Here is a 14,448-nt window from a genome sequence, read left to right on the forward strand (position 1 = left end):
AATATTTATTTAGGATTGTCATTTTTGAGATCCTAGTTTAGTATATAAGCGCAGGCTTATATACCTGGGAATGGAGGGACTGTCATGGAGGAAGCTGCCGTTATAACAGATGTGACTGAACTCGCTGATGACCTGAAGCTTTTGGGCGATAGAACGCGTCTCCTGATGCTGGCTTTATTAAAAGAGCGCGAATGGTGCGTATGTGAATTCGTTGATATTTTTGACATCTCACAGCCTGCCATCAGCCAGCATCTGCGCAGATTAAGAAGCAAAGGAATCGTCAAGGAACAAAAAAAGGGCCAATGGGTATACTATTCCCTTAACATAGAAGACAAACCCCACATTCAGGCTGTGCTGAAGCTTACGCCGGATACGCCTGCGATTCTGGCCATGCTGAATAGAACGCCGGTGACGGCTTGCTGCGAAATTGTGCAATAATCTAGCCGGATAAAGCCCGGATATACATAGGAGGTTGAATTTTGGAAATCTTAGCAGGTCTTATCTTTGTAATCACGCTGGTCTTTGTCATCTGGCAGCCTAAGAATCTGTCCATTGGATGGTCGGCTTGCGGCGGGGCGGTACTCGCTTTGCTTGTGGGTGTAGTCAGCTTTGGCGATGTGTATGACGTCACCTTGATCGTATGGAATGCGACACTGGCGTTTGTTGCGATCATTCTGATCTCCTTAATCCTCGACAGAATCGGTTTCTTCGAATGGGCTGCCTTACATATGGCGAGAGCGGCACGCGGGAATGGCACCCGGATGTTCATCTATGTCACCGTTCTTGGAGCCGTGGTGGCGGCATTTTTTGCCAATGATGGTGCGGCGCTCATTCTGACCCCAATCGTGCTGGCTATGGTCCGTGCGCTGAATTTTGATGAGAAGAAGGTTTTTCCGTTTATCATGGCCAGCGGGTTCATTGCGGATACCACCTCCTTGCCGCTTGTTGTCAGTAATCTGGTTAATATAGTATCGGCGGATTTCTTCGGGGTAACCTTTATGGAATACGCGGGCCGGATGTTAATGCCTACCTTGTTTTCTTTGGGGGCAAGTATTCTGGTCCTGTACTTCTTTTTCCGTAAAAGCATTCCGCGGTCCTTTGACAGCTCACAGCTGAGAGATCCGGTAGAGGCTATAAAAGACAAACAGATGTTCAAGCTGTCCTGGGTAGTGCTTGCAGTTCTGCTGGTTGGTTACTTTGTCAGTGAATTCCTGAACATTCCTGTGTCTGCCGTGGCCGGAGTGGTTGCAATCTTTTTCCTGCTGATGGCAAGAAGAAGTCCCTACGTACCTACTACGGAAGTGGTGAAAGGTGCACCATGGGCGATCGTATTCTTTTCGATTGGGATGTATGTGGTCGTGTATGGTCTGCGTAATGCGGGTCTGACGGACGTTCTTGCTGATGTGATTCAGGCTGTAGCCGATCAGGGGCTGTTCGCTGCAACGATAGGGATGGGCTTCATAGCTGCCGTCATCTCTTCGATAATGAACAACATGCCTACCGTGATGATCAATGCCCTGGCGATTGATGCTACCCATACGTCTGGATTGATTAAAGAAGCTTTGATCTATGCGAATGTGATCGGCTCGGATCTGGGACCGAAGATTACCCCGATCGGCTCGCTGGCAACCCTGCTGTGGCTGCATGTGCTGTCAACAAAGGGTGTGAAAATATCCTGGGGTGCGTATTTCAAAACAGGTATTATTTTGACAATCCCTACACTGTTCATTACGCTGCTTGGCCTCTATATCACTTTAATCCTATTTTAACTTCAAAGGAGATTATGACTCATGGATAAGAAAACCATTTACTTTTTGTGTACAGGTAACTCATGCCGGAGCCAGATGGCTGAAGGCTGGGCCAAGAAATACTTGAGCAATGAATGGAGTGTCTACAGTGCCGGTATTGAAGCCCACGGTCTGAATCCGAAAGCCGTTCAGGCGATGAGCGAAGTTGGGATTGATATCTCAGGCCAGACCTCGGATATTATTGATCCACAGCTGCTTAATAACGCGGACCTCGTGATTACCTTATGTGGAGATGCCGCTGATAAATGCCCGGTTACCCCGCCACAAGTGAAACGTGAGCACTGGGGATTCGATGATCCTGCAAAAGCGCAGGGTACGGAGGAAGAGAAGTGGGCTGTGTTTCAGCGGGTACGTGACCAAGTGGGCGAGCGCATTAAGAAGTTTGCAGAAACCGGCGAATAAGGGAGAACGATTATGGCAAATTATCACGAGCTCATTCCGGGTAAAGTCTATATTGGCGGAGAGAATGCACTGTTCGAGGCTCTGCGGGAGCGGGAGATTAGCGATGTATTCGATCTGAGGGATACCGGAACGGAAGCCGAAGACTTTCCTGCAGAGGTAACCCGTCATCATTATCCGATTGTGGAGCATGAGAGCGGCCAGGAGGGTTCGGTGCAGGCGGCTATCCATGCGGTTACAGCGGCTGTGAATAGCGGCAAAACAGTATATTTCCACTGCGCTGGAGGCCGTAACCGTACGGGAACAGTAGCTACGGGAGTCCTGCTGGAGCTGGGACTGGCATCTACTGTAGAAGAGGCGGAGGCGTTAGCCAAAGAAAGACGTCCGGATATTAATATCAAGCAGGAAATGCGCGAAGTGCTGCAGGGCTTTTATCCGTCAAAATAAGCGGTTTGAAAGATAGAGACTGTCTCCCTGGGAGGCGGTCTTTTTACAGATGAAGATGAAGGGGATACCTATTTATTAAAAAAGGAAGCTGTACCGGCCATTTAATAATGCACATGGCAGATACAGCTTCCTTCTGATCTATAGTGTCTGAGCTTACTGCGCAGCGGCTCCCCGGGCGAGTTCCTGGCGAACGATTGGCGCAACCTTGGTACCCAGCAGCTCGATGGCTCGAAGGACTTCACGATGCGGCATGGTACCAACGTTGACATGCAGGAAGAAGCGGGTAACACCAAGATTCTTGCGCAGCAGCAGGATCTTCTCAGCGACATATTCAGCATCTCCTACATAGAGGGCGCCGCGCAGACTGCGGGCGTCGTCATAGGTGGCACGGTTATAGGTTTGTCCCCAGCCCCGCTCGCGTCCGATGACATTCATCTGGGCTTGTGTGGAAGGATAGAACAAAGCGGCTGCCTGCTCGGTAGTTTCGCCGACAAAACCATGCGAATGTGTGGCGATTTGCAGCTTATCGGGGTTATGCCCGGCTTTGACGGCTGCATCTTTGTACAGCTTGACCAGTGGTGCGAAGCGCTCCGGCATGCCGCCGATGATGGCGAAGGCGATAGGAAGGCCAAGCATGCCCGCACGGATGGCGGATTCGGGATTGCCGCCGCTGGCGATCCATACCGGCAGCGGGTCCTGGACGGCGCGCGGATAGACGGGAAGATTATTAATGGCCGGACGATGGCCGCCGGGCCAGCTTACCTTTTCTGAGGCTCTGATCTTCAGCAGCAGTTCCAGCTTCTCCTCGAACAACTCGTCATAGTCCTCCAGACTGTAGCCGAAGAGCGGGAAGGATTCGATAAAGGAACCCCGGCCCGCCATAATCTCTGCACGGCCGTTAGAGAGACCATCGAGGGTAGAAAAAGCTTGATAGACGCGCACGGGATCATCCGAGGACAACACCGTTACAGCACTGGTGAGCCGGATCTTCTTCGTCATAGCAGCAGCAGCGGCAAGCACTACGGCAGGTGCGCTGCCGGCATAATCGGCACGGTGATGTTCACCGATACCATATACATCCAGTCCGACTTGATCGGCGAGTACAATTTCTTCCACGGCTTCACGCAGTCTTTCGGCATGGCTGATGACCTCACCGGTCACCGGGTCTGGCGTAGTCTCCAAAAATGTGCTGATGCCTATTTCCATAAGGGTATCCTTGTCGGGCATTTCAATCCGCCTCCTTTTTCTCGTATTTTTATATTACTATACTTTATAAAGTATATCAACTTTAGTAAGTTAATTTCGGATAAAAAATGCCCGCCGTCCGGTTCAAACTGGGGGCGGCAGGCAATTACAATAATGCAGAGTTTAGGATTTCTTTTTGCCTACGGCAAGTTGTACAATCATGATGACAAGAACGAGCAGGGCAATGAGCTGGTCTGTACTCATAGGGGTCCGGCCTCCAATCCTCGGTAGGATGGCTCTTCGGACCGCATCTCCTCTCCCAAGAAGCTGCTTCGTTCCCCCCTTTTCACATTATGAAGGGAAAGTTGAAGTTATTACTTCATGTACTGAAACAGTAATTGACAGCGGCCGCTTGAAGATGGATTCTTAATAGTGGATAAAATATCAATCAGATGATTACAGAGAGCAGGGTATACACATATGACAGATAGCGGACAACAACGCTACCGCTTCAGCGAAGCACCGATCTGGGAGCTGCAGCGCAAATATTATGAAGAACTGGGTATGCAAGCGTGGAAGAACGACCAGGTACCCCAGTATATAACGAGTAATCCGATGATCGGAACGGGTTATGCAGAGATGATCTTCGGTTTTCTGCAGGACCGGGCGGCGATGGGACAGACTACGGAGCCGGTCATTATTCTGGAGCTGGGTGCGGGAGCGGGACGCCTCGCGTTCCATGTGCTGCAGAAGCTGTGTGAATTGATCGATTATGCAGGGCTGACGCTGCCACCTTTCACCTATGTCATGAGTGATCTTCCCTGGAAAAATATCACCGGATGGCAGCAGCATCCCGGCCTGATTCCGTTCGTTCAGCAGGGTATTCTGGATTTCGCACGCTTTGATGCCGTTGCGGATACAGAACTGCATTTGACACAGAGTGGAAAAGTGATTTCACCAGGGACACTCGCACAGCCGCTGATGGTGATTGCCAACTACTTTTTTGACAGTATCCAGCAGGAGCTGCTCTATGTGGATGAAGGCAAAATATATGAATGTGAGGTCTCTCTGAAGTACCCGGAGCAGTCAGCGACCATGGGCCCTTCAGAGGTGCTTAGAGATCTTATCCCGGAATATTACTACCGCCGCGCAGAAGGCTATGAACAGAAGACCTACCCGTACCGCGATGTGATAGCGTTCTATCAGGAGAAGATGGAGGACGCGCATGTACTCTTCCCGGAGGCTGCGCTGGGATGTATGGAACGGCTGAGTGCGTTGTCCGGGGCGGGCTTCCTGCTGCTGACCGCCGATAAAGGCGACCACCGGCCGGAGAACTGGGAGTATGCTGAGCCGCCGAAGCTGATTCATCATGGCAGCATCTCGCTAACCGCCAACTATCATGCGCTGGTGTGTTATTTTGAACAGAAAGGCGCAGTATCTTCATTTACAGAACATCATTACAAGAACCTGAACGTTGGCTGCATCTATATGCTGGAAGAACCTATGCGCCATGTCCAGGCCCGCTTGGCCTACCGCAGATTTATTGAGCGCTTTGGTCCGGATGACTTCTTCAGCCTGAAGCTGTGGATTGATCAGAATTTTGATACCATCGGATTGCAGCAGATTCTGGCCTTCTGGCGGCTGGGCGGCTATGATGCCGAGCTGTTCATCCAGAGTGCGGAGCGGATCTCCAGCCTGCTGGAGGATGCCAGCGACGAGGAGATCTTAGATCTGAAGCTGGGAATTGACCGGATGTGGACAGGCTTCTACCCGATGCCGCAGAAATATGATCTGGCCCTCGACAGCGGCCTGCTGCTGTTCGAGATGGGACTGTATGAGGATTCCCGGCACTTCCTTACGCACTCACTGGAGGAGACAGAAGACGAGCCTGTGGTTACAGTTCTGTACTGCCTGGCCATCTGCAGCTATGAGCTTGAGGACCTGGAGGCTGCGCTGGAGTATACCCGGCAGGCGCTGGTTCTAGAGCCAGAGCATGAGGAAGCGCTGGATCTGCTGGCGGCACTTAGCGGGAACTAAGCCTGCTTTACATCACAGCTGTTATTTTGTAGAATACAATAAATTATGATTATGAAACGCAATGAAGAGAAGAGTAGATATATCCATTCTTTCACAGAGAGCTCCGGGTGCTGAAAAGGGGCAAAGAACGGTGTGTTGAACCAAGTCTCTGAGCGGCGTATTGGAACCAGTAAGATCTGGGGATAGTACGACAGGAGCTCCTGTTACAGAGCTAGAGTATAAGCCTTGCCTGCCTGGTAATGCCGTACTCGATGAGATTAATATGGCGACATATTAATAAACCTGGGGTGGTACCGCGAGAATCTCGTCCCCAAGACCATACGTCTTGGAGGTGAGGTTCTTTTTTGCGTGGGGCAAAGGTTCGAAAGAGCGGTAATCACATACACACAGGAGGTTATGGGCATGAGTAACGATCTGGAAGCCGCAGCAGCGGAGAATTATATGGATAAGCTGATCAGGGAAGATATAGAGGCCGGAATCTACAGCAGAGAAATCTGCACAAGGTTCCCGCCGGAGCCGAACGGGTATCTGCATATCGGCAGTGCGTTCGCCATTCACACCAACTATGGGATTGCGCAAAAATATGGCGGCACCTTCCATCTGCGCTTCGATGATACGAATCCGCTCAAAGAGGATATGGAATATGTTCAAGCAATCATAGAGGATATCGAATGGCTGGGCTGCAGCCCGGGAGAGCATATCTATTACGGCTCCGACTACTCGGAGGAAATCTATAACAGCGCTGTACGGTTAATCCGCAAGGGTAAAGCCTATATCTGCGATTTATCACCGGAAGAGGTGACCTCATATAGAGGCACGTTGACAGAACCTGGGAAGGATAGCCCTTACCGGGAACGGTCTGTGGAGGAGAATCTGCTCTTGTTCAGTGAGATGCGAAGAGGGTCATACCCCACAGGCTCCCGGGTGCTGCGGGCTAAGATCAATATGGCTTCACCGAACATCAACCTGCGTGATCCGATACTCTACAGAATTATTCATGCGGAGCATTACCGTACAGGGGATGCATGGTGTATTTATCCGATGTATGATTTTGCCCACCCGATTCAGGATGCGATTGAAGGCATCACCCATTCGCTATGCTCGCTTGAATTCAAAGATCACCGGCCGCTGTACGAGTGGGTACTGGAGGAACTGGGGATCGAGGAAGCGCCTAGGCAAAGGGAATTCGGCAGGGTGAACCTGACGGGAGTGGTAACCAGCAAGCGGTATCTCAGAGAGCTGGTTGCGGGGAATTATGTGGATGGCTGGGACGATCCGCGACTGCCCACGCTGCGTGGTCTGCGGAGAAGGGGCTTCACTCCAGAGAGCATCAGCAGCTTTGTCCGGGAGATCGGCATGATCCGAAACCAGACGATGGCCGATTTCTCCATGCTGGAACATAGCCTGAGACAGGATCTTAAGGCCAGTGTGCCAAGTATCATGGCTGTGCTTGATCCGCTGAAGGTCGTGATTACCAATTATGAAGCTAAGGGGACAGAGTGGCTGACCCTTGCCAATAACAGCGAGAATACCGGGCTGGGCGAGAGAGAAGTGCCCTTCTCCAGGGTCGTCTATATTGAGCGGGAGGATTTCATGGAAGAGCCGTCACCCGGCTTCCGCAGGCTGGTCCCGGGCGGTGAAGTCCGGCTGAAGGGGGCGTATATCATCAAATGCGACGAGGTGGTTAGGCATGCAGCAACCGGGGAGATCAGCGAGCTCCGCTGCACCTATGATCCTCTGACCAAAAGCGGTAACGCCCTTAGCGGGCGCAAGGTCAAAGGCACCATCCATTGGGTATCGGCCAGTCATGGCATACCAGCGGAGATATACCTGTATGAGAAGCTGCTGAAAGACAGCGATAGCCCTAAGACAGAAGGCGAAACCTGGGAGGCATACCTGAATCCCGATTCCATAAAGCTTATGACGGGTTGCCTGCTGGAACCTTATGCGGCTGGTGCCAAGCCTGAGGACAAATTCCAATTTATGCGCCAAGGCTACTTTTGCGTAGACAACAAGCTGACCCGCGGGGACCGGCTGGTGTTCAACCGTATCGTTCCGCTGAAGGATTCTTGGAAAGGCGGGGAAAAGTCAGCAATTAACACAGCAACATAGTTTCTTCACAACCCCTCTTTATAATGAACTCTATACCCTGAATTCTGGAGGAGGTAGAGCGATGAACTGGTCCTGGTTAATTACACTGGTCTGTCCGCTTATGATGATCATCATGATGTTCGGTATGCGTGGAGGACATGGGCACGGAATGCATTCACGGCGGCAGCCGAAGGTAGAAGAGCTTCAGCGAGAATTGAACGAGTTGAAGACGCAAAATGAAAAAATGCGGGCGGATATTAACAGGATTACTTCTTAAGGGCATGAAATAGCAGCGGGCGGGAGCCGGGGATGAACCCTGGACCCTGCCCGTTTTCTTTTGTGGCAATGCTTTTGCTCCAAAGCTTCACTTTGTCGGGGTTTTTCTCATATGAATAAGAAAGCCTAGATAAACATTAGGGCACAGAAGATGGACGGCAGGCAGAACGGGTTAATAATAGGGTATGGAAATGACGCCAAGCATTAGTTTGCGCAAATGCATTTACATTTTTCACAACGCAGATTATAATAAAATTAAACTAAATGTTGCATCGGGGAAACTTTCGTGTGTATAGACAACTTTTCCAGGCAAGAGGAGGGAATGAAAATGATGGAGCAAAACTTAGCAGAAGCACCTCCAATGATACACAGATCTAAAAACAGACTGACTGCACAGGCCGTACTCAACGGGGATGTCAAAGGACTTAAAAGACTCCTTCCTTTCCTGGGGCCGGCTTTTATCGCTTCCGTAGCATATCTGGACCCAGGCAATTTCGCCACCAATATTACAGCAGGTTCGAAATACGGTTATTTGCTCTTATGGGTTATATTCGCATCCAATCTGATGGCTGTTCTTATTCAGTCGTTATCTGCCAAGCTCGGCATTGCCACCGGTAAAAATCTGCCCGAGGTAGCACGGGAGAGATTCCCGAAGGGCGTATCGGTTTTCTTATGGATTCAGAGTGAATTGGTGATTATTGCTACAGACCTGGCGGAATTTATTGGGGCGGCCCTCGGATTATATTTATTATTCGGGATACCCATGCTGCCTGCCGCACTGATTACCGCTGTCGGTTCATTTGCTATCCTGGAGCTGCAGCGGCGCGGATACCGTACGCTTGAGGCGGGAATTGCCAGCATGGTGCTAATCGTCGTTCTGGCTTTTGCGTTCCAGGTGGTCATGGCACAGCCGGATGCCGGGGCAGTTGTCACCGGGATCTTCACTCCTCAGTTCCAGGGTGTGGACAGTATTCTTCTGGCTGCGGGTATCCTTGGCGCCACGGTTATGCCGCATGCGATTTATCTGCACTCCTCACTGACACAGAGCCGTGTGGTCGGAATTGATGACAAGGAGAAGAAACAGATCTTCAAGCTGGAGTTCATCGATATTCTGATTGCCATGCTGATTGCGGGTGCGGTTAATATGGCGATGGTGGTTGTAGCCGCGGCATTATTCTTCAAAAACGGATTGGTAGTCGAGGATTTGGATATAGCCTTCGACCAGTTCCGCCAGTTGGCCGGACCCGTTACCGCGATTTCCTTCGGACTTGGCCTGCTGATTGCCGGGCTCTCCAGCTCGTCGGTAGGGACGATGGCGGGTGATGTGGTCATGCAGGGTTTCATTAATAAAAGAATCAATCTCTACCTGCGGCGGGCGATTACGATCATTCCTCCGCTGGCCATCATCGCCTTCGGCATCAATGCTACGAGCGCGCTGGTGATGAGCCAGGTTGTTCTGTCGTTCGGGATTGCGTTTGCCCTGATTCCGCTGGTGCTCTTCACGAGCGACCGCAAGATCATGAACGGGCTGGTCAACCACCGCATCACTACCATTCTGGGCTGGATCATCTGTGCCCTGGTTGTATCACTGAATCTGTTCCTGATTGTGGAGATGGTTATCTGAGGGAACTAGAATAAGAAGGAATGCAAAGAAAGCCTCCCGTGTCCGGAGGCTTTCTTTATTTTGGAAGATGCAGAAGGAGCATTCGTTCTAGGGATCAGTCTCCGTATTCAGAAAGGCTTCGAAATCCGGGAGTGAATCAAGATCATAATTATGCACGGCCCTTACGATCTTTTCAATGGTGGATTGCTCAAAATCTTTAGCAGAAAGGGCAGACAGAGTTCTTGATGTTTTACGGATTAAAGGATAGTAAGCATCAATAATTTGGCCCATGGCCTCCCGGTCACCAAATTGGGCTCTGCGCACCCATTCATATAATTCGTAATTCTTCACTTCTTATTCTCCCCCTCACCAAGTACAGACAGCTTCAGATCTTGCATCGTATGAATGAGGTTGTCTATTTTTTTTCGAAACGCAAAAGCAAGTATCCGGTTACCACAATGGGAAAGCCGAAATTGCCAATGGTCGTTGTAAGGACAGAAATGAACTGGGCCTGATCCATTTTTACATCTCCTCCTTTTCTATAGCGGTTTCAAAATGGGCTGGTGGTATACATTGTTTCAGCTTCTGCAAGGAACGCTGGCGCGTCTTGGAGACGGATTGCTGGGTTACATGTAAGAGAAGGGCGATTTCGCTATCGCGGCTGCAGGAAGAATAGGCAAGGGTGATCACATATTTTTGTTTGGGTGTTAATTGGGAGAAGCCATCATAGAGCCACTCATTATTAAGCTGGGATTGAAAAACATCGGGATCGACTGTGACCTGGGGAATATCATCTCCGTTATAAACATTCGACAATATCTCGCCCAAAGAAAAAGTGTCTTCGTCGGAGCCGGGTTTATCGAAGATCAGTAATTCCCGTTCCTCTTCTTTTTTTATTTTTCTTAAATAATCGATCCGGCTGTTCGTAATTAGAGAACTGAGGTATTTTGTAAACCGGATGGCGAATAAATAAGCCTTGAAGGCTTGGTTCAGCTTGGCCTGATTGGTTGTATTAGGTTCGTGTATAAACTTTTGGACGTATAGAGCATTCTCGGGGTGAGAGGAGAACCCAAGTACGATAGGATGTTGCAGGGATAATTCAAATTCATATCTGGTGATCGGTGTGGCAGTCCCTGATTTTCTATTCATATTGTAGATCTTCCTTTCTTGATGTGGTTTGTTCACCCTATACTCTATAAAGTGAAGGGAACGAACGAAATTACAACCTAAATAGGAACAAATGTTCCTATTTATTATACTTTATTTGGTTAATGAATGGAATCCATACCAAAAAGCCCGCCCCGGCCTCAATCAGGTTAACCTGATCGATGGCTGGAGACGGGCTGTTCTTATGGCAAAGACTATGCTCTTTAATACGGATAATATTATTGTTTCACGATATCCTGAACAGCTTTGTCGAGCGCTGCCAGAAGCTGATCATGGTTCAGCTGGCCGCCCAGGTATTCCTGCATGGCAGCACCGAAGCCTTGAGTTACACCGTCAGGGAACATATCCCAGTTCCAGCCCAGTGCGGTAGCGGATTTCTCCTGCACAGCCACGGCAACCTGGCCGATGTCTGCGGCGTCGGCTTCCACGTTGGTTTCAGCCGGAATGAATTTGAATTCCTTGGTGAGATACTTTTTGCCAGTTTCCGAGCTCACGAGCCAGTTCAGGAAAGCCTTGGCTTCTTCCGGATGAGCGGATTTGCTGTTCACTACGTAGTTGTTAGGCACCCCTACAAGAATCGTTCCTTCTTCATCACTGATTGGAAGCGGAAGGAGGCCGAGATTCAGCGCAGGATCAATTTTGTCGATATCTCCTTGCGTCCAGTTACCCTGCAGCATCATAGCCGCTTTGCCGGATGCAAATTCAGCAACCTGGGTAGCATAATCTGTAGTCATTTTGTTATCCTGTGCGTTGTCGAAGATGACGTCTACCAGATTCAGCCATTGCTCGAAGACAGGGTTGCCTTTGATCGTTGCTGTGCCGGCTTTAACATCATCGATGAATTTCTTCGGATCCGGCTGGTGGGCCAGACCTACGTTAACCAAGTGAATCCCCATGGACCACCATTCATTGGTAGCTTCAAAAGGTGTGATGCCTGCGGCCTTCAATTTGGCTGCTGCGTCCTTCAGTTGTGAAAGTGTTTTGGGTTCTTCAGTAATCCCGGCTTTGGTGAACAGATCCTTATTATAGATCAGTCCATAGCCCTCAACGTTCATCGGCATGCCGTACAGCTTGCCGTCCACAGTGGCCGGAGTTTTGGCGGTTGGAATCAGATTAGCCGCCCAAGGCTCATTGGACAAATCGGTGGCACGATCCATATAAGGAACCAGGGCCGTAAACCCGCCGTTATTGAAAATTTCCGGTTCGGAGCCGGAAGCGATCTCCGCTTTGAGCAGTGCACCGTAATCTTCACCGCCGCCATGTGTTTCCACTTCAACCTTCACGCCGGTTTCTTTCTCATATTCTTCAGCCAGTGCATTCAGCTGCTCGGCAATTTCAACCTTGAACTGGAACATTTTGATCGTTACATCTTTGGCCGGAGCTGCAGTAGCTTCTGGCGCTGCTGTTTCTGTTCCTGAGTTGACAGCGTTACCACTGCTTGCGGAATTATTATTGCCGCCATTACCGCAACCTGCGATAATAAGTGTGCAAACGGTTGCGATAACAAATGCGAACTTTCTTTTCATAGTATAACCTCCCTGGTCTAGTGGTTCCTGCAACTTGATCGTAATGTAAATACGAATAGACTTACACTTAATATTTTGCTCGAAAAGGTGGATATTGTTGCAAAGGTTTTATCCCTTAATGGAGCCGGCGGTTACACCTTCAACAATATAACGCTGCAGTGACAGGAAGAACAGAAGAATCGGTGTAATCGCCATGACCAGACCCGCGAGGGCGAGATCCCACTTCTTGGTATACTGGCCGAAGAACTTGGTCACAGCAACTGGCAAGGTGGTAAGGTCCTTATTGCCTCCAATAACAAGCACCGGCAGCAGGTAGTCATTCCAGATCCATAACGTGTTCAGAATGATAACCGTTACGATAATAGGCATCAGCAGCGGGAAGACAATTTTGAAGAAAACCCCATACGGGCTTGACCCGTCGACCCTTGCTGCTTCCTCCAGCTCAATGGGCACGCTCTTGATGAAGCCGTGGAACAGGAAGACCGATAGCGGCATCCCGAAGCCGAGATAGCAGGCGACAATACCGTACAGTTCACCGCGCAGCTCCAGGATGCTGGTTACCCGGACCAATTGCAGCATCAGGGACTGGAACGGGATGATCATTGCGGATACGAGCAGCAGGAATACAAAGGAATTGAAGCGCGACGGCTTGCGGACGATCTGGTAAGCCGCCATGGAGCTGAACATCACGATGAAGATCACACTCAGGATTGTGATTTGCAGCGAGTTCCAGAATGCCTGCGGGAAGTTGATCGCATCCCATACCTTCGAGTAATTGTCCCAGTGGTATACCTGCGGGAAGGATGCGGCATCAATCAGGATTTCCTTCAGTCCCTTAACCGAGTTGCTCAGCACCAGGTAGAACGGAGAGAGGAACACAAGGGCCAGTAGTATAGCGGCGATTTCCAGAACGAAATTTCGGAGACGGTATCTGCTGTTATCCATTATGCCGATACCTCCTTCCGTTTAGTGATCCAGACCTGGGTGACCGTAATTAGTGAAACGGCGAAGAAGAAGAGCAGCGCTTTGGCGGTGCCGAGGCCGTAACGGTTGTTGATCAGTGCTTCCGCATAGATGTTATAAGCGAGCGACTGGGTGGAGGTTCCCGGTCCGCCTTTGGTTAGCGACAGGTTGAGATCGAACATTTTGAAAGCATTCGAAGTGGTCAGGAACAGACAGATGGTAATCGCAGGCATGATCAGCGGGACATAGACGCTCTTGAACAACTGCGGAGCGCGTGCGCCGTCGATTTTGGCGGCTTCGATCAGGTCCTTCGGAATTCCGGCCAGTCCGGCGATATAAATGACCATCATATACCCGGCAGTCTGCCAGACAAACACAATCACCAGACCCCAGAAGCCGGTACCGGATGTACCCAGCCAAGGAAGCTGGAAGAAGGCAATGCCGGTAATGTCGCCGATCGTGGCGAAGCCTTTGGTGAAAATAAACTGCCAGATGTAGCCCAGCAGAATACCGCCGATGACGTTAGGCATGAAGAAGATCGTGCGCAATACTTTCTTGGTCTTCAGGGTCGTCATTAGCAGGAATGCGAGCAGAAGCGCCAGTACGTTAGCAGCAATCACGGATACGACGGTGAAGCGCAAGGTGAAGAACAAGGAATCCCAGAACTTGTCGTCATTCGTAAAAATCCGTTTCCAGTTAGCCGCACCTGTCCAGACTGCTTTGTCCAGATCCAGCCCGTTCCAGTTGGTGGAGGAGTAGTAGAAGCCAAGAATGAAGGGTGTGACCACAATGGTCAGGAAGAAGAGCAAGGCGGGCCAGAGGAAAATGATTTGCTGTCCCCAGCCTTTTTGCAGGCGCAGAGCTTTTCTCATATGGAGTCTCCTTTGTATATAGTTAATCTACGGGTTCACACCTTCATTATAGGAACAGGCAGGAATGATCAACA

General features: G+C 50.2%; 15 protein-coding genes and 1 other annotated feature. Of the genes, 8 read left to right on the forward strand and 7 right to left on the reverse strand.

Annotation, left to right across the window (positions count from 1 at the left end; translation table 11 throughout):
* Positions 1-102: 102 nt before the first annotated feature.
* From AC0MA3_RS15930 to AC0MA3_RS15945, 4 genes are read left to right on the forward strand one after another with little or no spacing between them, the layout of a single operon-like run.
* Positions 103-438 carry an ArsR/SmtB family transcription factor gene (locus AC0MA3_RS15930; RefSeq protein ID WP_474656967.1) on the forward strand — a complete coding sequence of 112 codons (336 nt, stop codon included), beginning with the start codon at positions 103-105 and terminating at the stop codon, positions 436-438.
* Between the two features lie 41 nt (positions 439-479).
* A complete protein-coding gene (locus AC0MA3_RS15935) occupies positions 480-1,769 on the forward strand; it encodes an arsenic transporter (RefSeq protein ID WP_474656902.1) in 1,290 nt (429 codons plus the stop codon).
* Between the two features lie 21 nt (positions 1,770-1,790).
* Positions 1,791-2,210, forward strand: a complete 420-nt coding sequence (gene arsC / locus AC0MA3_RS15940; RefSeq protein ID WP_379162703.1) for an arsenate reductase (thioredoxin) — start codon at positions 1,791-1,793, stop codon at positions 2,208-2,210.
* Between the two features lie 12 nt (positions 2,211-2,222).
* Positions 2,223-2,654, forward strand: a complete 432-nt coding sequence (locus tag AC0MA3_RS15945; protein WP_379162706.1) for a protein-tyrosine phosphatase family protein — start codon at positions 2,223-2,225, stop codon at positions 2,652-2,654.
* Positions 2,655-2,807: 153 nt separating this feature from the next.
* Here the strand turns inward: AC0MA3_RS15945 and AC0MA3_RS15950 are convergent, their stop codons facing one another.
* Positions 2,808-3,881 (reverse strand): LLM class flavin-dependent oxidoreductase, encoded by a 1,074-nt coding sequence (locus AC0MA3_RS15950; RefSeq protein WP_474656903.1) that lies wholly within the window; start codon positions 3,879-3,881, stop codon positions 2,808-2,810.
* A 438-nt stretch (positions 3,882-4,319) separates the two neighbouring features.
* Here AC0MA3_RS15950 and AC0MA3_RS15955 point away from each other — a divergent pair, with 438 nt between their 5' ends.
* From AC0MA3_RS15955 to AC0MA3_RS15970, 4 genes are all read left to right on the forward strand, one after another.
* Positions 4,320-5,876 (forward strand): tetratricopeptide repeat protein, encoded by a 1,557-nt coding sequence (locus AC0MA3_RS15955; RefSeq protein WP_474656904.1) that lies wholly within the window; start codon positions 4,320-4,322, stop codon positions 5,874-5,876.
* Between the two features lie 52 nt (positions 5,877-5,928).
* Positions 5,929-6,191, forward strand: a binding site (T-box leader).
* 87 nt (positions 6,192-6,278) lie between these two features.
* The gene (locus tag AC0MA3_RS15960) at positions 6,279-7,988 is read left to right on the forward strand and encodes a glutamine--tRNA ligase/YqeY domain fusion protein (RefSeq protein ID WP_474656905.1); all 1,710 of its coding nucleotides are present in this window, start codon (positions 6,279-6,281) and stop codon (positions 7,986-7,988) included.
* A gap of 61 nt (positions 7,989-8,049) precedes the next feature.
* A complete protein-coding gene (locus AC0MA3_RS15965) occupies positions 8,050-8,244 on the forward strand; it encodes a DUF2933 domain-containing protein (protein ID WP_474656906.1) in 195 nt (64 codons plus the stop codon).
* A gap of 360 nt (positions 8,245-8,604) precedes the next feature.
* Positions 8,605-9,867 (forward strand): Nramp family divalent metal transporter, encoded by a 1,263-nt coding sequence (locus tag AC0MA3_RS15970; RefSeq protein ID WP_474656968.1) that lies wholly within the window; start codon positions 8,605-8,607, stop codon positions 9,865-9,867.
* 87 nt (positions 9,868-9,954) lie between these two features.
* Here the strand turns inward: AC0MA3_RS15970 and AC0MA3_RS15975 are convergent, their stop codons facing one another.
* From AC0MA3_RS15975 to AC0MA3_RS16000, 6 genes are all read right to left on the reverse strand, one after another.
* Positions 9,955-10,197 carry a helix-turn-helix domain-containing protein gene (locus AC0MA3_RS15975; protein WP_379162718.1) on the reverse strand — a complete coding sequence of 81 codons (243 nt, stop codon included), beginning with the start codon at positions 10,195-10,197 and terminating at the stop codon, positions 9,955-9,957.
* A gap of 64 nt (positions 10,198-10,261) precedes the next feature.
* Complete coding sequence (locus AC0MA3_RS15980) at positions 10,262-10,366, reverse strand: YvrJ family protein (RefSeq protein WP_474656907.1); 105 nt, start codon at positions 10,364-10,366, stop codon at positions 10,262-10,264.
* A 2-nt stretch (positions 10,367-10,368) separates the two neighbouring features.
* Positions 10,369-10,995, reverse strand: a complete 627-nt coding sequence (locus AC0MA3_RS15985; protein WP_474656908.1) for a sigma-70 family RNA polymerase sigma factor — start codon at positions 10,993-10,995, stop codon at positions 10,369-10,371.
* Between the two features lie 236 nt (positions 10,996-11,231).
* A complete protein-coding gene (locus AC0MA3_RS15990; RefSeq protein ID WP_474656909.1) occupies positions 11,232-12,539 on the reverse strand; it encodes an ABC transporter substrate-binding protein in 1,308 nt (435 codons plus the stop codon).
* A gap of 108 nt (positions 12,540-12,647) precedes the next feature.
* The gene (locus AC0MA3_RS15995; protein ID WP_474656910.1) at positions 12,648-13,484 is read right to left on the reverse strand and encodes a carbohydrate ABC transporter permease; all 837 of its coding nucleotides are present in this window, start codon (positions 13,482-13,484) and stop codon (positions 12,648-12,650) included.
* Positions 13,484-14,374, reverse strand: a complete 891-nt coding sequence (locus tag AC0MA3_RS16000) for a carbohydrate ABC transporter permease (RefSeq protein ID WP_379162732.1) — start codon at positions 14,372-14,374, stop codon at positions 13,484-13,486. Before AC0MA3_RS16000 ends, AC0MA3_RS15995 begins: the two co-directional genes overlap by 1 nt.
* Positions 14,375-14,448 lie beyond the last annotated feature (74 nt).

It is taken from the genome of Paenibacillus sp. LS-5, assembly GCF_056121505.1.

Bases quoted from the DNA above. Each gene is read 5' to 3' on its own strand.
- AC0MA3_RS15995 (WP_474656910.1), bottom strand. From the start codon at position 13,484: ATGGATAACAGCAGATACCGTCTCCGAAATTTCGTTCTGGAAATCGCC.
- AC0MA3_RS15980 (WP_474656907.1), bottom strand. From the start codon at position 10,366: ATGGATCAGGCCCAGTTCATTTCTGTCCTTACAACGACCATTGGCAAT.
- AC0MA3_RS15970 (WP_474656968.1), top strand. From the start codon at position 8,605: ATGATACACAGATCTAAAAACAGACTGACTGCACAGGCCGTACTCAAC.
- AC0MA3_RS15990 (WP_474656909.1), bottom strand. From the start codon at position 12,539: ATGAAAAGAAAGTTCGCATTTGTTATCGCAACCGTTTGCACACTTATT.
- AC0MA3_RS15955 (WP_474656904.1), top strand. From the start codon at position 4,320: ATGACAGATAGCGGACAACAACGCTACCGCTTCAGCGAAGCACCGATC.
- AC0MA3_RS15945 (WP_379162706.1), top strand. From the start codon at position 2,223: ATGGCAAATTATCACGAGCTCATTCCGGGTAAAGTCTATATTGGCGGA.
- AC0MA3_RS15960 (WP_474656905.1), top strand. From the start codon at position 6,279: ATGAGTAACGATCTGGAAGCCGCAGCAGCGGAGAATTATATGGATAAG.
- AC0MA3_RS15965 (WP_474656906.1), top strand. From the start codon at position 8,050: ATGAACTGGTCCTGGTTAATTACACTGGTCTGTCCGCTTATGATGATC.
- arsC (WP_379162703.1), top strand. From the start codon at position 1,791: ATGGATAAGAAAACCATTTACTTTTTGTGTACAGGTAACTCATGCCGG.
- AC0MA3_RS16000 (WP_379162732.1), bottom strand. From the start codon at position 14,374: ATGAGAAAAGCTCTGCGCCTGCAAAAAGGCTGGGGACAGCAAATCATT.
- AC0MA3_RS15985 (WP_474656908.1), bottom strand. From the start codon at position 10,995: ATGAATAGAAAATCAGGGACTGCCACACCGATCACCAGATATGAATTT.
- AC0MA3_RS15950 (WP_474656903.1), bottom strand. From the start codon at position 3,881: ATGCCCGACAAGGATACCCTTATGGAAATAGGCATCAGCACATTTTTG.